General features: G+C 35.4%; 19 protein-coding genes and 1 riboswitch. Of the genes, 7 read left to right on the top strand and 12 right to left on the bottom strand.

All coding sequences use genetic code 11. The annotated features are described in order from the left end of the window. The first annotated feature begins 324 nt into the window (after window positions 1-324). Complete coding sequence (locus tag G4D63_RS16395; protein ID WP_163180764.1) at window positions 325-561, top strand: helix-turn-helix transcriptional regulator; 237 nt, start codon at window positions 325-327, stop codon at window positions 559-561. Window positions 562-691: 130 nt separating this feature from the next. On the opposite strand, the gene G4D63_RS22165 is transcribed toward G4D63_RS16395, so the two are convergent. The 3 genes from G4D63_RS22165 to G4D63_RS16385 all read right to left on the bottom strand — a co-directional run bounded on the left by G4D63_RS22165 (window position 692) and on the right by G4D63_RS16385 (window position 3,585). Further along, the gene (locus tag G4D63_RS22165) at window positions 692-823 is read right to left on the bottom strand and encodes a hypothetical protein (RefSeq protein WP_275580317.1); all 132 of its coding nucleotides are present in this window, start codon (window positions 821-823) and stop codon (window positions 692-694) included. A 116-nt stretch (window positions 824-939) separates the two neighbouring features. Further along, on the bottom strand, window positions 940-2,130 hold the full coding sequence (locus tag G4D63_RS16390) for an alanyl-tRNA editing protein (RefSeq protein ID WP_163180763.1): 1,191 nt from the start codon (window positions 2,128-2,130) through the stop codon (window positions 940-942). Between the two features lie 222 nt (window positions 2,131-2,352). After that, window positions 2,353-3,585 (bottom strand): DUF5667 domain-containing protein, encoded by a 1,233-nt coding sequence (locus tag G4D63_RS16385; protein ID WP_163180762.1) that lies wholly within the window; start codon window positions 3,583-3,585, stop codon window positions 2,353-2,355. 411 nt (window positions 3,586-3,996) lie between these two features. On the opposite strand from G4D63_RS16385, the gene G4D63_RS16380 reads away from it, so the two are divergent. After that, the gene (locus G4D63_RS16380) at window positions 3,997-5,847 is read left to right on the top strand and encodes a PAS domain S-box protein (RefSeq protein ID WP_163180761.1); all 1,851 of its coding nucleotides are present in this window, start codon (window positions 3,997-3,999) and stop codon (window positions 5,845-5,847) included. Here the strand turns inward: G4D63_RS16380 and G4D63_RS16375 are convergent. The 8 genes from G4D63_RS16375 to G4D63_RS16340 all read right to left on the bottom strand — a co-directional run bounded on the left by G4D63_RS16375 (window position 5,840) and on the right by G4D63_RS16340 (window position 11,691). Beyond that, window positions 5,840-6,346 carry a CBO0543 family protein gene (locus tag G4D63_RS16375; protein WP_163180760.1) on the bottom strand — a complete coding sequence of 169 codons (507 nt, stop codon included), beginning with the start codon at window positions 6,344-6,346 and terminating at the stop codon, window positions 5,840-5,842. The two genes, G4D63_RS16380 and G4D63_RS16375, sit on opposite strands and share 8 nt — an antisense overlap. Before the next feature lie 278 nt (window positions 6,347-6,624). Further along, window positions 6,625-7,551, bottom strand: coding sequence for a manganese-dependent inorganic pyrophosphatase (locus tag G4D63_RS16370; RefSeq protein ID WP_163180759.1), 927 nt, complete (start codon window positions 7,549-7,551; stop codon window positions 6,625-6,627). 256 nt (window positions 7,552-7,807) lie between these two features. After that, window positions 7,808-8,050, bottom strand: coding sequence for a CotD family spore coat protein (locus G4D63_RS16365; RefSeq protein WP_163180758.1), 243 nt, complete (start codon window positions 8,048-8,050; stop codon window positions 7,808-7,810). 234 nt (window positions 8,051-8,284) lie between these two features. Further along, the gene (locus G4D63_RS16360; protein WP_163180757.1) at window positions 8,285-8,485 is read right to left on the bottom strand and encodes a hypothetical protein; all 201 of its coding nucleotides are present in this window, start codon (window positions 8,483-8,485) and stop codon (window positions 8,285-8,287) included. Window positions 8,486-8,753: 268 nt separating this feature from the next. Continuing rightward, on the bottom strand, window positions 8,754-9,443 hold the full coding sequence (locus G4D63_RS16355; RefSeq protein ID WP_163180756.1) for a SurA N-terminal domain-containing protein: 690 nt from the start codon (window positions 9,441-9,443) through the stop codon (window positions 8,754-8,756). 142 nt (window positions 9,444-9,585) lie between these two features. Next, complete coding sequence (locus tag G4D63_RS16350; protein WP_239586007.1) at window positions 9,586-9,930, bottom strand: VOC family protein; 345 nt, start codon at window positions 9,928-9,930, stop codon at window positions 9,586-9,588. Between the two features lie 2 nt (window positions 9,931-9,932). Further along, entirely contained in the window at window positions 9,933-10,961 is a 1,029-nt protein-coding gene (locus G4D63_RS16345; RefSeq protein ID WP_163180754.1) for an S-adenosylmethionine:tRNA ribosyltransferase-isomerase, read from the bottom strand. Further along, window positions 10,942-11,691 (bottom strand): SDR family NAD(P)-dependent oxidoreductase, encoded by a 750-nt coding sequence (locus G4D63_RS16340; RefSeq protein ID WP_163180753.1) that lies wholly within the window; start codon window positions 11,689-11,691, stop codon window positions 10,942-10,944. Before G4D63_RS16340 ends, G4D63_RS16345 begins: the two co-directional genes overlap by 20 nt. A 384-nt stretch (window positions 11,692-12,075) precedes the next feature. Between G4D63_RS16340 and G4D63_RS16335 the strand changes: the two genes are divergently transcribed. Further along, entirely contained in the window at window positions 12,076-12,615 is a 540-nt protein-coding gene (locus tag G4D63_RS16335) for a class I SAM-dependent methyltransferase (RefSeq protein ID WP_163180752.1), read from the top strand. Between the two features lie 148 nt (window positions 12,616-12,763). Further along, a complete protein-coding gene (locus G4D63_RS16330; protein WP_163180751.1) occupies window positions 12,764-13,264 on the top strand; it encodes a hypothetical protein in 501 nt (166 codons plus the stop codon). A gap of 53 nt (window positions 13,265-13,317) precedes the next feature. Here the strand turns inward: G4D63_RS16330 and G4D63_RS16325 are convergent, their stop codons facing one another. Then, window positions 13,318-14,046, bottom strand: coding sequence for a ZIP family metal transporter (locus tag G4D63_RS16325; RefSeq protein WP_163180750.1), 729 nt, complete (start codon window positions 14,044-14,046; stop codon window positions 13,318-13,320). A gap of 281 nt (window positions 14,047-14,327) precedes the next feature. On the opposite strand from G4D63_RS16325, the gene G4D63_RS16320 reads away from it, so the two are divergent. From G4D63_RS16320 to G4D63_RS16310, 3 genes are all read left to right on the top strand, one after another. Continuing rightward, window positions 14,328-15,581 (top strand): ATP-binding protein, encoded by a 1,254-nt coding sequence (locus G4D63_RS16320; protein ID WP_163180749.1) that lies wholly within the window; start codon window positions 14,328-14,330, stop codon window positions 15,579-15,581. 503 nt (window positions 15,582-16,084) lie between these two features. Next, window positions 16,085-16,179, top strand: a riboswitch (cyclic di-GMP riboswitch). 28 nt (window positions 16,180-16,207) lie between these two features. After that, complete coding sequence (locus G4D63_RS16315) at window positions 16,208-16,342, top strand: anti-repressor SinI family protein (protein WP_163180748.1); 135 nt, start codon at window positions 16,208-16,210, stop codon at window positions 16,340-16,342. 90 nt (window positions 16,343-16,432) lie between these two features. Next, window positions 16,433-16,762: a helix-turn-helix domain-containing protein gene (locus tag G4D63_RS16310; protein WP_163180747.1), complete on the top strand. Its 330-nt coding sequence runs from the start codon at window positions 16,433-16,435 to the stop codon at window positions 16,760-16,762. Window positions 16,763-16,819 lie beyond the last annotated feature (57 nt).

Raw genomic sequence — 16,819 nt, 5'->3', positions numbered from 1 at the left:
AGAAGAATCGATAAGACTAAGTGAAAAATAAATGACCAATTTGGACCACTATGTTTATTAAGCTTCAAAAAAACCACCCCAACCCTTTTTAGGATTAGACGGGTTGAGTAAGGTAACTGTTTCAAATAAATGGAAATTTTTTTCATCATATATGAGACTCCAACTAAACCATTACTAACAGGAAGGCTAAAACAATAAACTTGAACAGCTTGTGAATTTTTTTCCAAATTTTATAAATCTCATGCTTTTCATAAAAAATTCATGTTTCATATTTTGTCATGATGCTATATGGTTAAAGTAGAATTATTTTAGAGGTGAGAGTTCATGGAGAAAGAAATGATTAAATCCATCCGGTTGCACTATAATATGACTCAGCGCGATTTTGCAAAAGCAATAAATTGTAGCTATTCATTAATCGCCTTAGTTGAACTTGGGAAAAGACGTGTTACTACAAACCTGGAGACGAAGGTTAAGCAGAAGTTCGGTTTAACTGATCAACAGATTTCTTATATTAATTTCCTAGTTGAAGAAATAGGCAAAGGAATGACACCTTTTATATAACTTCTATTCCCTTTTATATCAACTCTCTTTTCATGGTAATTTTTAATTCATTTCTCTTATTCCTTTTGAAGTCTTATAGATCCATACCAAATAAAAAAAGCTAGAAGCGGTGTGCTCCTAGCTTTTTTGTTTACATATCTCGTGTTGATTCTAATAACGCATCTATATCTATGGTAAATAGTCGTTCCTTTTCAAGTAACTCTGTTTCAGAGTCTTTAGTAGCTTCAAGCAATTTATCGATATCTTTAAATAGTTTATTCAAATTTACCCCTCCTAGCTACTAAAAGCTATATGGAATCAACCACATTTAAGCTTTTTCTACTATATCTTTCGAGGATTCAGCAGATTCTTTGGGGGTAATTTGTTGAATTAAGAAGCTTATTTACTTATTACTTTTAACGCTTGTTGAATGATTTCTTTACCAGAAACTATTTTCTTTCCGCCACCTTGAGCTAACACTGGACTTCCTCCACCTTTACCTTGGATAATCGGTAGTACTTCCTTCATTAAAGAATTCATATTAAATGATGAGTCAGATCCACAAGCGAACACCATCTGTACCAGATCTTCGTTTTCTGTTACCAAAAGAACTATATTCTCTTCATTTGTTGATGCTATTATATGCCTAGCTAGCTTTTGGAGCTCTTGAATGGAGCGATTATGAAAAAGATGAGTGATTATTGAACCCTCCAGGTTTCCTTGAAGTACTTTCTGCGCTTCAAATAGAAGTAACTGTTCCCTTAGCTCGGAGATTGTCTTATCTTGCTCTCCATTTCGACTTAACAACTTTTGCACGGTTTCCACCATTAATTGTTCAGAAGAACTAACTAGCTTCCCTACTTCCTTTAACACGCTATGCTTTTGTTGAAGCTGTTTTCTTACTCTAGCTCCACATACAAAATAGACACGGACTTTTTCTTTTTGGCGCTCCCAATCAAGAATTTTTATAGATGAAACTTGCCCTGTTGAAGAAGGATGTGTTCCCCCACAGCCGTTATAGTCAAAATCTGGAATGATGACAAGTCTTATATTCTCAGTCACTGATAACTGCTTTCTTAATGGATATTGAGCGACCTCATTCTTTGTCACCCACTTTGTTTGTATAGTGCGGTTTTCTAGAATAATTTCATTTGCAAGAAATTCAACCTTTTCCAGCTCTTGTTGAGTTAATTCCGTTGTATTTAAATCAATTGTTAATAACTCTGAACCTAGATGAAAACTTACTGTCTCATAACCAGTTAGTTCAACAAAAGCAGCAGATAGGATATGTTGACCCGCATGCTGTTGCATATGATCAAAACGCCGTTCCCACTCAACTCTTCCTTCTACTAATAAATCCTCTATTTTCCTATCTATATAATGATAAATTTCCCCGTCAATCTCTTCCACATTAATTACTCTTGCATGATTTAGTGTTCCCGTATCAAAGGGTTGACCTCCACCAGTTGGATAAAAGGCAGTTTGACTCAGTAAAACATACCAATTACCATTGTTATCTTGATCTTGCCTAACGATATTCGCTTGAAACGATTGTAAATAAGCATCCTGATAAAACAATTTATGATTCATAAGATTCCTCACTTTAAACTAAACTTTACTTTATCTCCATTAGTTTATCTAAACTACTCAAGAAAGGAAAATTAAATTCTTCTTTCTACTATATAGATAAGTACAGTGACTCGAAGTATAAACGGAATTAATCCAAATCTCTCTAACCTCTACAAATTAAAGTAAGAATTATATATAAAAACGCAAGGGTCCATTTAGGACCCTTGCGTTTTATTAATCAGTTTACTCTTCGTCATCCTGGTCGTCATTGTCGTCTCGGTCATCATCTTTATCCTTATTCTTGCCATTTTCACGCTTCTCTTCTTTTTCTTTCTTAGCAGCTTCACGTTTTTCTTCCGCTGCCTTTTTAGCTGCCTCACGTTTCTCTTCTGCCGCTTTCTTTGCAGCTTCACGCTTCTCTTCTGCTAGTTTTTTAGCTGCCTCACGCTTTTCTTCAGCTGCCTTCTTTGCTACTGCGTTCTGATTGTCTTGATCATCCTCTTCACGATCATCATCTTCTTCAGTTGCTTCTGTTATTTCTTCTTCCATTTCTTCGATTTCTTCCTCAACATCTTCTACTACTTCTTCATTCTTTTCTTCTAACTCTTCCTGTAGCTCTTCTAATTCTTCTTCAGCTTCTTCTTGAGAAATATCTCCCTCGTTTAGCTTATTTTGAATTTCAAGTATTTTTTCTTCAATTTTTGCTACTTTTTCATTTCTTTTTCCTAGCTTTTTAGAAAGCTTTTCAAAAGATTTTTCTATATTTTTCGCAAGTGCTTGTTGTGCCTTAGGGTTTTCTACTTTTTCTAAAGCAAGTAATAAGGCACTAATATTGGCAGCTAGTTGTCCTTGAACAAGGTCTACTGTTGGTAATTGTTCTTCTGAAATTGCTTCTTCTGTAGTCGCTTCTTCTGTATTAGGTTCCTCATTAGTTTGAGTTCCGTCTTCAGTTACAACCTCTGTTACCTCTTCTTCATTAACTGGTTCAGTTACAGGTAGAATTTCTTCTGCTTGCTCTTGTGTCGCAATTGCAGCTTGAAGAAGTTCCTCTGCTTCTGTTGATTTGCCTTCAGCAATTAAAGCATTTGCTTCACTAATACGTTCAGCAGCAAATTCAGCTAAAAGTGCCGCTTCTTTGAACTCATCAAATGTTACAGCTAATCTAATCTTTTCAGCCATGAGTTTTACAAAATAAAAGAAATCTCCTGGAATTAATGTCGGTTGAGTATCTTCACTTTCTTCTACTGAATCATCCGTGCTTTCTGTAGGTTCAGAATCAGGTAAAGTTGTTGACTCAGTACTTTCTGTTGAAGTTTCAGTGGTAGTGTCAGTCGTTGACTCAGTGATCTCTGTTGAATTTTCAGTGGTAGTATCATCTGTATTAGCAAATGCCTGACTAGTTCCTGAAGTAAATACTAATGTAGTAGCTAATGCTCCACTTGTTAATAAAGTAAATAATTTATTAGTGCTTTTCATGTTTGTCTCCCCTTAAATTATAATGTTTTTGTTTCGCTGCTAAAAAATTCGACAGTCTTTTTTTGTTTATGTCCCTTTTTATGATTTTTTAAAAATAATATTTTTTGTTTATGTAATCTGTACTGTCTTTTATTTAACATCCATTATCTTAAAAGGAACTATATTCATAGCAGATTCTATATTTCAGCTATTTTTGTTTGAATATTCTAACATTTTCACTTAAAATATCTGGGAATATATTGCTAATTTTGGTTTTGCTTAATACAATAAGAGGTAGATAAAAAGGAAAGCAATGATCTTATATTTTAGATATATAAAAATACTAAAAAAGTTTCTACTATATATAGATAATTCTCCTTGGCTTGTCGGGGAAAGGACAAGCATAGTAGGGAAAGGAACTGATTAAAAAGGATGAGTAGTTCAAAAACAATACATAACCAAAAAAGAACCCTTTTAGAAACTTTTATTGAAAAAAACCTACCAAAATATAAATCTATCTATGCATCCAAACAGGAAGCATTATTTATATTAGATCTAAATGGTTACTTTGTTAAGGTTAATAAGACTGGCCAAGGTCTGTTTGAATATACAGAAGAAGAACTAACTCAATCTACCTATCAACAATTACTTCCTGAAGAATTTCTTCATTCTGTGAAGGATTATTATACACGCTCTATTAATGGCGAGTTTTTAAACTTTGATTGTGCCTTTCTTACAAAAACAGGGGCATACATTCACCTTAACGTATCGAATATACCTTTTTGTGTTGATAACCAAGTAGTTGGAATTTGCTGGACAGCAAAGGATATTACGCACTTTAAAAATCAGAGGGCTACTTATAAAAAGAATGAAGAAATATTCAGGCTAGTTACAGAACACTCTCTTGATATGATCTTGAGAGCAGATGCAAACGGTAAAGTGATATATATATCACCTGCATGTGAAAAGATTCTTGGCTATTCTGCAGATGAGTTAGTTACAACTGACTTTTTATCCTTGTTTCATGAAGATGATCAAGAAAAAGCACAAGGCATTCGTATTGAAGTATTACATAACAAAATGAATGGTCGAGAACTTTTCCAAATGAAAAAAAAGGATGAGAGTTATGTCTGGATTGAGGCGTTATGCAAACCAATCATTCATCCTGATACAGAAGAAGTCCTTGAGGTTATCTGTACAATTCGGGATATCTCCGAACGTAAGAAGGCAGAAAATGAACTTAAAAGTAGAGAAGAAACTTATCGTAACCTAGTAGAACACTCTCCTGATGCGGTTATTGTTTCCCGAGGTAGCCAAATCTTATTTATAAACAAGACTGGAATGGAGTTGTTAGGTGCCACGGCTAAAGAGGAAATTTATAAAAGAAATATGTTCGACTTTGTTCATCCTGATTACTTAGAGCTCGCACTTAAACGGATCAACATCATTAAAGCAGGAATGGCAACCGAATTTAAAGAATATATGCTTGTTCGAACTGATGGGTCCATTGTAGAAGTTGAGGTTATGGGAATTCCTACAATCTATGAAAATCAACATGCAAAACATCTGATTATTAGAAGTGTAGAAGAAAAGAAGCGAACACAGGAACTAATCATAAACTCTGAGAAATTAGCAACAGCAGGGAAACTTGCAGCAGGAATTGCCCATGAAGTCAGAAATCCATTAACGGCAATTAAAGGATTTCACCAATTGATCCAATCTGAATCTCATTCAGATTCTAATAAGAAGTATTATGATATTATCAATTCGGAAATCGATCGAATAGAACTCATTCTTAATGAATTACTTGTGCTCTCAAAACCACAAGAACTTAAGTTCGATCAAGTAGAACTCATCAAATTGCTAGAAGACATTAAAACCCTAATTCATACAGAAGCCATTATGAAGGGTATTCAAATTACTACTTCTTTTGATTTCAATCGGCTTACTCTCCAAGCTGACCAGAATCAGTTAAAGCAGGTTTTCATCAATATATTAAAAAATTCAATTGAAGCAATGGAGAAAAATGGTGAAATTACAATTGAAGTAAAAGAACATGGTTCTAACAAAACGAAGCTCCTTTTTAAGGATAATGGATGTGGTATTCCGGAACATCTGCTAAAAAGAATTGGAGAGCCGTTCTTTACGACTAAAGAAAATGGTACAGGGCTCGGGATCATGATTTCAAAACAAATCATTGAGAATCACCATGGTGACTTTCATATATGGAGCGATGAGAATGGAACTATTATTGAGATCATTCTACCACTTCAAATTATATAACTGGTACCTCAAAATACCAAACCATAAAACAAATAATAATGACTGAGAAAATATAAGCAATTAAGGGTCTTTTTTGATGTAAATACATCATCCCAAACATAACAGGGTAGAAGAAAAACTCCATCCAATATTCATAACCGTTCTGAAGAACGAGTCTACCTGTTTTTAGGTATAACAGTTCTAATAACAAAGCAAGAGCAACCCATTTTACTATATAAATAATCATTTTTACTTTTTGTTGTAGGCTAGGAAAATGCGAGAGAAATAGAAAAGTAACACCTGGTAGAACTACAAAGGTGTAAATCAAATCAACAGTTAGGTGGGAACCCTTAAAAATATCAGACTCATACTTCCATAATAAATGATTAAAGCAAATGACATTATAAAGCAGGTTGCAAATAATCACATAGTAAATAGTCAAGCCATATTTCTCGATATTTTTAAGGTCACCTTTTGTTAGTGATAATACGAAGACACATATAGCTAAAAGAATGTGCATACGTTACTTTCCTCATTTTCCTCTATTTTTAAGACATTAGGTATAACTTAGATGATCCAACGCGCATACCTATGGTCGGTCCCTTCTACTCAACAATAATAGTAGGAATGAACAGAGCTTATTACTCCATACAAAAATAGCTTGCTCAAAATAAACTAGGCAATACCAATTATTAGTAGAACTTATTTCCTATTTTTTACTTTTTTGACTTCTCGCATCGCAAACCTATTTTAAAGAGAGCAATTAAAAAAGTGAATCCTTTACGGATTCACTTTTTATTAACTTAACGTGTTGGTTAAAACTGGAACTACTTGCTTCTTCCTAGAGACAACCCCTTTTAATGTAGCTGTTTGATCAACAAGCGTTACATTAAAAGCTTTCTCAACCGCAGAAGTTTGTTCCCCTATAGCTAGAGCTACTGAATCGTTCGTCAATATATCTGTTACCACAAATAAGAATAAATCCAAACCTTTTTGATTAATCACTTTATTTAACGCTTCTTCAATCTCTGCTTTACGAGTAAGAACATCATTTGTATCAACTGCGTTTACTTGAGCAATTTCAACCTTAAAGCTGCCCATTTCAAATTCCTTTGAATCTAATGTAATTAGTTCTTGTACAGTTTTATCACTTAGATTTGCTCCTGCCTTCAACATATCAAGACCATATTGATCGGCATCTACTTCTGCAATACCTGCTAATTCACGTGCTGCTTTTACATCCTCCTCTGTGCAAGTCGGGGATTTAAATAACAGTGAGTCTGAGATGATAGCTGACAACATTAACCCAGCAATTTCTTTACGAATCGAGATGCCATTTTCTTTATATAGTTTATTTAAAATTGTAGCTGTACAGCCAACTGGTTCAGCACGAAAGTATAAAGGATCACTTGTTTCAAAATTGGCGATTCTATGATGATCGATTACTTCTAATATTCTTACTTGATCAATATCATTCGCACTTTGTTGTCGTTCATTATGATCAACTAAGATAACACCTTCTGCCTCTCCAGCAACAGTTTCCACAAGTCGAGGTGCATTTACATTAAAGTAATTAAGTGCAAATTGAGTCTCTTCGTTAATTGTACCTAGACGGACCGCTTCTACCTCTAGTCCTAGTTCAGCCTTTAGCTCAGCATAGGCAATCGCCGAACAAATTGAATCAGTATCAGGGTTCTTATGCCCAAAAATCAGTGTCTTTCCCATTTTCGTACTCCTTTAGTTTATGTATTTATCACTTAATGACAAAGTTAAAACATGTATCTAGTCATTTGTCAGTATAACAAAAAGTTAGTACTAATTTCTAGATTGTATATTGCACTTCTGTATAATTGGCTAATGTTAAACTTTGATTTGATTTTCGTTGTGACAGCCTTGATCAATCCTGCTAAAGGTCTCATTAAAAAACAAATAGAAAGAGAAAGCAAAACTGCTTTCTCTTTCCTAGTACTTTTATAATTATTTAGAAAAATGGGCGGCGTGGTGGTAATACGGGTCCAGGACCTGGAACATGAACATGCTCATGTGTAACAAAGTTCTGTGCTGACGTAGTATGCGGATAGTAATGTTTATGAACGAACTTTTGATGATGATTGTAAATAGTGTGAGACGGATGAATATGAGGTACTTCTATTACATTTGCTGTATTAACTGCATTTACCTTAGGTGGATATATCCTTGGGCAAGGTCTTCTGAAAAATGCCATAATATTCTTCCTCCTTTTTTAGTATTCTCTACATGATATGTAACTAGAAATAAGAAGGATTAGACATATATAGGAGTAGTTGAGCCCATTCTCCTCATAGGACAAGTTTTTTTATATAAGAAGGGATTCGGTGCTTTTACACTTCTGTATTATTGAAGTGGAAAAATCCTTAAAAATAAAATAACCTCTGATTTCATTAAATCAGAGGTTGATCTATTAAGTTGAGTTTTTATTTTAATGCGCACCTAATAAAAATGGGCTAAGGAAACCAACTAAGACCATTATGATCCCACCAAGAGTAAATAGGCCTGGGAAAAATGGTAGATACGTACCTGCATTTTTCTCATCCTTTTCCTTTAAGTGTGACCAAATTAGTGTCATTAGACCAAATGAAAATAGTAATGCACCTAATGTGAAAATTAATTCATAGTTCAAAAGTTCCACCTACCCTTCTGATATATTCTAACATATTTCGACAGATTCATAGAATAATTTATTCACCATATTTTCCAACATACACCTGTTATTGTTATATCTCATTATATGGTGTAGATCTAGCTATAAGTTCCACTAGTTTAAATAAATTAGAGTGAATGATTCCTTTAATGGATCTATGAAGCTCACGTTTTAAATAAAAGCTGTGTTAAACCTTATTGTTAGCCTAAATAAAAAAATAGTCCCTTTACAGGACTATTTTCTGTCATTATAGAACAACGATTTCATTGTCGTTTCGAAGCTGCTCTATAATTTCACTAATTTTCTCTTGTCTCTTCTGCATAGTTGCTTGTTCTTCAAGTTGAGCTTTAATTGTTTCTAGCTCTTGAACCTCTTGTTCTTGTGATTCCATCGCTTGCTTGTATTGATCATATACGGCTGTGATTTCTTCATCTGTTACTTTAATCTCACCTACAGCAGACTCTAAGTAAGAAGTGATTTGTAATTCTGATACAATTCGCTCTTTTAGACTTGCTTCAGTTAAATTATTTTCTTCTAACGCTTGTTTAAACTTTTCCTCATCTTCAAACTGAGCTTTCATTTCTTCAAGACTATCATTTACCTCGCCTTCTTCTGGCTTAAATCCTTCGGTATTTGCCTGTTGTATCAAAAGCTCCGTATTTATTAATTGATCTAAAATTTGTGTTTCTAATTGTTTCTTCATTTCCTCATCTAACGTATTAACATCCATACCTTGCTGAGCATAAGTGGCTGCCGTATCCTGAAATAATAAATCATAATCTGATTTTAGAATTTCTTCCCCATTTACAGTTGCCATCACTTTATTTTCTTCCGTACTCTCTTTTGTTTCTTTATTTTCTTTCTCATCACTATTACATGCCCCTAAAACCATAAGGCATCCTAGCGCCAACATCACTGTTAGTAAACGTTTCTTCATCCTTATCACATTCCTTTCAATTGGCTCGTCAACCATTCTACCATATCCTGATGAAATTTGAACATTTGATAGCCAACTGTTACTAGAATGTCATAATAATCTTTTCGACAAAAACCGAGAGAGTGTAAAGATTCCTCGGTTTTCATGACTCTATTAGCTCAATTATTTCATGGGTCGGCCCTTGATAGAATGCTGTTTTCCAACCATTCTTCAGATGATAAGGTCCTTCAATTGGATTCAGACCCTTTTTCTCTAATTCCTTCATCGTGTCCTTTAAAGATTCAACACTCCAGGCAAAGTGGATACTTTCTCCGTTAAAGTCGATTGAATCAGATTTTAGGAGTTCAATACATATTTCCTCATGTTTCATAAAAGTGATGATTTCCCCAAATATTTGGATTCTGCGATCTAATCTAAATCCAAACATTGTTTCATAAAAGGATTCCGTTTCACTCAAATTATTAGTATACAAGCCAATATGATGCATTTTCAATTCTGATTCCTCATAGAAAGGATCAGGTTCATGTCTCCAAACTCATGCCACAGGTACCCTCTATCAATCGCATGGTGATATGCCTTGAAAAGCATTTCCCTATCCACAAAGGCACTTAATAAGTCTAGATGACTTGCCTCCGGTTCATGAAGTCCAGTTAATAGTCCGTCTACTACTTTGATATTTGTTTCCTTATGAATATATAAGTGGGTTACTCCAGAACCTTCACTCACATACCCTCGATCATCTCCAGCCGTTTCAAGTGTTCGTACGACTGTAGTTCCAACTGCAATAACGCGCTTTCCATTACGCTTTGCCCTATTAATCTTATCTGCTGCCTCTGTTGGAATATGAAAACGTTCAGGATGCTTGCTTGGATCTGGCCACTGATCGTGACCATAATAGCTTAATCCTGCATGAAGCTGTACAAAAGCTAGTTCAACCCCCTTATTTCTTAACTCGTTTAATAACCTCCAAGAAAAGGCTCGACCTGCTGAAGGCATTTCAACGGAACCAGGTACTGAAGAATAAACAGTCTGATAGGAGTCTAACGACCATGGTTGCTTAATATACTCATATCGAATCGGCTCTCCATACTCATATAAAAAGTTATAAAAATCTTGCCCACTCACCGAAAACTGAAGAATTACTAATGGATTTTCACTACCGTTGCCGATTATTTTTGCCTTCACATTATCTGGTAATAATAAATTCTGGCCCGTATAGGGTCCACCAGTTAGTAGAGCCTCCCATTGGAGCTCATTTACTTTCCTTGATAAGCGGATCTCAATATCACGATTACCTTGTTTGCCTTTTAACACAGCAGGGATTGTACGACTATTATTTAACACAAGCACATCACCAGTTTCTAAAAACTCACCTAAATCTTGAAATTCACCATGAAAAGTTCTAGCTGTAAAACGGTCTAATATCATAAGCTTCACTTCATCTCGATTCTTCCCAATAAATTCGATCGGCTGATGCGCATTTAGATGGTTTGGTACTTCAAAATGAGTTAATGCCATCACTTTTCCCCTTTCTGTCACTAAAATCATGTGCTTCAAATCGTATACCATTTATTTCATTAGACTCTTCAGAACCTAAATATAAGAAAACATCTACTACTTCTTCTGGCTTTGCTAGTGGATAATCACATCCTGGTACAGCAATTTCATGCATATCTGTATCCATTTCTCCTGGATCCACCATATTGATCCTAACTCCTGTGTCACTTAATTCATCTGCCCAAGTTTGAGTCATACCTTCTACAGCAAACTTTGATATTCCATATGCCCCCCAAGTTGCAAAGCCGGTTCGCCCCGCTTCAGAAGTCACATTTATAATCGAACCAGTATTTCTTGTTAACATCCCGGGGAGAACCCTTTTTGTGACCAAGAAGGGATTAATTATATTCACACGAAGTACCTCTTCAAATGATTGAAGATTAAAATCGAGTAGCAGCGATGGCCCAGGTCCAAATATTGATGCGTTATTGATTAGGACATCAATGGTCCCGAAGACATTTTCAACAACAGAGACAAAACGATCTACGTCCTTTTCGTTACTTACATCAGCCCTAACCGCTACCACCTCAGCTCCCCTTTGTTCGAGTTCTGTCTTTACTAGGTGCACTTCCTCCTCATTTCGAGCACAAATAGCAATCCGATAGTTCTCATTAGCAAAAGCAAAAGCTAATGCCTTTCCCAACCCTTTTGTTGCACCAGTAATCATGACCACACGTTTATCTTTATTCATCACTTAACCTCTCCTTTAGCTCTAATCTTTCTATTTACAGTATAGAAAAGGCAGGGTCCAATTCCATCGTTATACAGATTGATTCTCACCTCAGAAAAAGGATGGAATAACAGCTACGACTTTAGTCTAATTCGTACACTTTATGGGCACTGACGCGAGTAGCATGGGACACTCTCTTTGGTATAAGGTTTCTTGCGATACCGAACGGGCAAATTTATAATGAGTACTTATGAAGCAAAGAATAAAGGATCATTGATGAAGTAATAAGGCTGAATTAGCCTCAGTTCGACTTATCCTACTAAATAAGATAAAATGATAAAGTCATGTGATCTATCACATGACTTTTTGTAGCATATCTATTGTTTTGACAAAGGAGTTTTACAAATGATTCTATATACCGTTCTTATGCTGACCTTAATAGCTACTTTTTCAATCGTACTGACTTCGATGAGGAATAGAATTTCCCCTACCCCAACCTCTTATAGAGTAAAAAAGGAGCTTCTTAAAATTTTACTAGATGAAACTCCAACCAAGGTTGTTGACTTAGGAGCAGGTTGGGGAACACTCGTGTTTCCCATTGCAAAACAACACCCTAATGCTAAAGTAGTAGCATACGAGAACTCACTCATTCCTTTTTTGTTTATGAAGCTTCGGCAGTTAGTCTCTCCTACTCCCAATTTATCAATTGAAAGAAGGAATTTTTATCATGCTGATTTATCCTCCTTTGATTTAATTGTCTGTTATTTATTCCCTCGTGGAATGAAAAAATTAAAGGATAAATTTAATAGTGAGCTTAAAAGCAATGCTTTAATATACACACACACCTTCTCGATTCCAGGCTGGGAACCCCTTGAAAAGTGGAAAGCCCGAGACTTATTCCGCTCACCGATCTTTAAATATAAAATACCGGATAAAACTGAATAAATGGGTAAGGGTATGTGGACTATATTGCTCCACATACCCTTTTTTACAACCTCTTTTCCTAGGCATTCGGTTATTTTTAGTCGGTCCTATCCTCACAAATTGCTTCTCCTTACATAGGCTATCAGGAACTAACTCTTAGGAGGTCAACATGAGACATACAAATTTTAATCCTTTTCTCAGCAATCCCGCTAGCTATTATCATTTTAATGGAGTGAATCCTGGTACTTTCAATCCATATCAGATGCCTTCATATCCTAACTTTCCTAATTTTGCAGGTCCACCTAACAACCCGAGCCCTTATCCAGGTTATCCGAACTTTGGAGGACCACTCCCAGGGTATAAGAACTCAAATCCTTACCTAGAATATCCAGACTTCGAGGGCCCGCTTCCTGGACCTAAGGACCCTAATCCTTACCCTGGTTACCCGAACTTTGAAGGGCCACTTCCTGGACCGAGCAACCCGAGTCCTTACCCTGGTTACCCAAACTTTGAAGGGCCACTTCCTGGACCGAGCAACCCGAGTCCTTACCCTGGTTATCCAAACTTCGAGGGGCCACTTCCTGGACCGAACAACCCGAGTCCTTTTCCAGGTTATCCGAACTTCGAGGGGCCACTTCCTGGACCTAAAAACGGCACTCAAAACTATTAGAGGGATTTATAGTAAAATACTTCAACCAACCTTAACCTTAGTGTTGGTTGAAGTTATCCATAATAAGTTAAAATTAATGCGGTTAGAAGCCCTAATGCAGAAATAAAGCCAACCAAAGGTCCTCCCTCTTCAAATGCTTCAGGCAGCATAGTTGAGGATACCATTGCGAATATACCTCCAGCTGCAAAAGCACCAATCGTTGTAATTAAAATCAGTGAGGAAACATCAATTAATACATAGCCGAGTAAAGAACTTACTGATGATAAAAGCATTACAATTAACCATAAAGAAAGGATCTTCTTTTTGGAATATCCGTCTTTTTTCATTCCAATGCTACTAGATAACCCCTCAGGAAAATTACTTACAAATATAGCGATTATAATCACCCAGCTGACAGAATGACCCTCTAGAAGGCTAACGCCAATAATCGTGGACTCAGGGATGGCATCCATTATGGACCCTATAAAAATGGCTAATCCTGAATGACCCGCTGGACTAACCTTTGATCGCTTCCGTTCGTGTCCACCCTTTCGCATAATCAATAGCTCAGCTATAATAAATGCAAGGGCTCCTAGTAAAAAACCTATCGAAGGGTATAGTATTCCTCCATCTCTAACAGCATCCGTTAATAGCTCAAACGTAGCTGCACCTATTAGTACCCCTGTTCCATAAGCCATAATAAAGGCTGACACCTTATTAGGTATATTTTTATATATCCCTAGAATTGCTCCTAATACTAGAGAGGATCCCGCTAATCCACCCCATAATATTGCTTGTATCATAGAAGAAAGACTCCTGCTTTTTTAATGATTAATATACCCTCTACATGTGAAAAAAATCTCATGTATTAGTGGGTATAACACATTTTAATTAAAACGATCATCTTCAGATTATTTTAAGTATTGTAAAATTATCCACATTTGATAGAATTTTCTTATAGCTTTATTTAAGAGTGCTCATTTCCACACATTGTTGTTTTTATAGGTTCGGTATCGAGCCCTTGAACTACCGTATTCAATCAACAATTGTACAAATAGAGTCTCTAAAAAAGGGAGGACTTACTTTGTCAGTCATCGCAAAGGATTTAATTGTGAATCTGTTCCTATTCATAAGTCTTCTTTTCATTTACATTGTAAATGTTAATATTACTTCGAGATATAAACCTTATTCGAATTTCCAAAAGCAACTGCTTGTCAGTATTTGTATACTTGGAGTCATTCTATGTTATTTTTTCCCGATGCAACAAACAAATGGAACCATCATTGATCTTGGTTTAATTCCTATCATCATTGCCGGTTTATACGGAGGTTGGTTAGGATATATCTCTTTACTAGTAAGCTCTATCTTGCTCATTTTATTTACTAGTAAAACATTTCCTATCAATCTAGTGTTTATAGGTATTTCATTTACTATATTCTTTTACTATTTTTCACCCATGTATTTAAAAATGAGACTTCGATTAAAGTTGATTACTGCAACAACCTTAAGCTCCCTATTAATGGGATTAATATTATGGAAGCTACATATTTTTTCGTTTTCTTGGACAACTAGCTTATTATTTCTATTAGCCATATCTTTCGGAACTGCAATTATCGTATACACACTCGAACTATCACATAATCATTTCCTAATTTTAAATCACCTTCAGCGTGCCGAAAAAATGAATGTGGTCAGCCATCTAGCAGCATCTATTTCACATGAAATTAGAAATCCCCTTACTTCTTCCCGGGGGTTTTTACAGCTTTTAAAGCAACCTAAGATTACAGATGAGCAAAGGAAATCCTATTCCGAAATAGCGATTCAAGAGCTTGATCAAGCCGAAAGGATTATACGGGACTATCTCACATTTGCAAGGCCAGCTCTGGAACAAAATGAGAACTTAAATATTCAAAATGAAATCATAAATGTGGTCTCAATCTTAACTCCACTAGCTAATAATGCAAATGTGCAAATAAATGTGAGTATGATGGATGGATGGATTATTGGTGAAAAGACTAAATTTCAGCAGTGCCTAATTAATATCCTGAAGAACAGTATAGAATCCATGGCTACTGGTGGCTGTTTGTTTATTACTGTACTTAGAGATGAAGACTCAGTCATTATCAAAATTGAGGATCATGGCAGTGGAATGACATCTACCCAAATGGCTAGACTAGGTGAACCCTATTTTTCAACTAAGGTAAAAGGTACAGGGCTTGGTATGATGGTTGTTTACCGCATTATTGAAACAATGAGAGGAACTATTTCCGTAAAAAGTGAAGTAGGTAAAGGAACTGTATTTACCCTGATATTTCCATCTACTAACCTAAATAGTTAATAGAATAGATTCGAGGATCTCTATGCCATCAAAATAGGGGTCCTTTTTCTATCGGCAAACCCTAAAATATTAAATAAATATGGCTTTTATCAGCCCATTTACCTATCTAGTAGAAGGACGTATACCTTTAACACTATATATTGACGATAAAACTAATACTTTTTAACAAAAAGTTAAGTCTTTAAACCTATTTTCACGAAAAAGTTCTCGACAAAATCTATTGTTTACTTACATATTTTTACTGATAGATTTATCTATTCAAATAGAAATATAAAGGTTTTATTCTATTATCGCTTATTAATCGCTGAATATTACCGAATTCTACTTAGTTCCTCTGGGTTTATTGAAAAAAATGTAAAATAATTTGGTTTTTTAATCTTTCGTATTCGACAGGCTTCAACACTATGTTTCTAATTACTTCCATATAATTTACTTATATAGTACATACGTAATATTTTTTCTACACTTAAAGTTATATGCACACATAACTAGACATATAATCATTCAGAAAAAGGCAAACCTGTTGAAAAATAGGGACGCAAAGTCACGGGTCTAAGGTTGGATTTTTTATTCTAATGATGACGGCTGGTCTGCCTGAAATACAATTCGTATTTTAGGAGGATATTATGATTACAGATCTATCAAAAGGTTTAGAAAAGCTTGACCAAGAGTGGATTGACCTAATTTTGGCTGCCTTGGATATGGGATTAAGTGTTCTGGAGATCCAATCCTTTTTAAATGAACAAACCCTCGATAAGTAAAATACATCAAAGTATTGATAATTTCCCGTTCTTCAAATGGAACATTTTCTTCGTTATATGTTATAATAAGAACGAAGGAAGGTGACAAAATTGATCGGGCAACGCATTAAACAATATCGTCTTCGCAAACAGCTTTCTTTATCCGAGCTTGCTGAAAGAGCAGGAATTGCGAAATCATACTTAAGTTCAATAGAAAGAAACCTCCAATCTAATCCTTCAATTCAATTTCTGGAAAAGATTTCAGCCGTGTTAGGAGTCTCTGTCAATACTCTGCTTGATAACCAAGAGTCAGACTCAATAGAGAAAGAAGTTCTTGATTCCGACTGGGCAAACCTTGTGCGTGACGCTATGAACTCAGGTGTTTCAAAAGAACAATTTAAAGAGTTTTTAGAGTTTAACAAATGGAAATTAAAAAATTAAAAGCGTTAAGTTGGGAGTTCTAACTCCCACTTAACGCTTTTGTCTTTCCTAGCCATT

It is taken from the genome of Bacillus mesophilus, assembly GCF_011008845.1.
GTDB lineage: Bacteria > Bacillota > Bacilli > Bacillales > SA4 > Bacillus_BS > Bacillus_BS mesophilus.
The sequence above is the reverse complement of the archived record's forward strand: the minus strand, read 5'-3'. Positions and strand labels throughout refer to the sequence as shown.

Bases quoted from the DNA above. Each gene is read 5' to 3' on its own strand.
- G4D63_RS16365 (WP_163180758.1), bottom strand. From the start codon at position 8,050: ATGGCATTTTTCAGAAGACCTTGCCCAAGGATATATCCACCTAAGGTA.
- G4D63_RS16390 (WP_163180763.1), bottom strand. From the start codon at position 2,130: ATGAATCATAAATTGTTTTATCAGGATGCTTATTTACAATCGTTTCAA.
- G4D63_RS16385 (WP_163180762.1), bottom strand. From the start codon at position 3,585: ATGAAAAGCACTAATAAATTATTTACTTTATTAACAAGTGGAGCATTA.
- G4D63_RS16375 (WP_163180760.1), bottom strand. From the start codon at position 6,346: ATGCACATTCTTTTAGCTATATGTGTCTTCGTATTATCACTAACAAAA.
- G4D63_RS16335 (WP_163180752.1), top strand. From the start codon at position 12,076: ATGATTCTATATACCGTTCTTATGCTGACCTTAATAGCTACTTTTTCA.
- G4D63_RS16395 (WP_163180764.1), top strand. From the start codon at position 325: ATGGAGAAAGAAATGATTAAATCCATCCGGTTGCACTATAATATGACT.
- G4D63_RS16355 (WP_163180756.1), bottom strand. From the start codon at position 9,443: ATGAAGAAACGTTTACTAACAGTGATGTTGGCGCTAGGATGCCTTATG.
- G4D63_RS16325 (WP_163180750.1), bottom strand. From the start codon at position 14,046: ATGATACAAGCAATATTATGGGGTGGATTAGCGGGATCCTCTCTAGTA.
- G4D63_RS16370 (WP_163180759.1), bottom strand. From the start codon at position 7,551: ATGGGAAAGACACTGATTTTTGGGCATAAGAACCCTGATACTGATTCA.
- G4D63_RS16315 (WP_163180748.1), top strand. From the start codon at position 16,208: ATGATTACAGATCTATCAAAAGGTTTAGAAAAGCTTGACCAAGAGTGG.
- G4D63_RS16340 (WP_163180753.1), bottom strand. From the start codon at position 11,691: ATGAATAAAGATAAACGTGTGGTCATGATTACTGGTGCAACAAAAGGG.
- G4D63_RS16330 (WP_163180751.1), top strand. From the start codon at position 12,764: ATGAGACATACAAATTTTAATCCTTTTCTCAGCAATCCCGCTAGCTAT.
- G4D63_RS16380 (WP_163180761.1), top strand. From the start codon at position 3,997: ATGAGTAGTTCAAAAACAATACATAACCAAAAAAGAACCCTTTTAGAA.
- G4D63_RS16345 (WP_163180754.1), bottom strand. From the start codon at position 10,961: ATGGCATTAACTCATTTTGAAGTACCAAACCATCTAAATGCGCATCAG.
- G4D63_RS16350 (WP_239586007.1), bottom strand. From the start codon at position 9,930: ATGCATCATATTGGCTTGTATACTAATAATTTGAGTGAAACGGAATCC.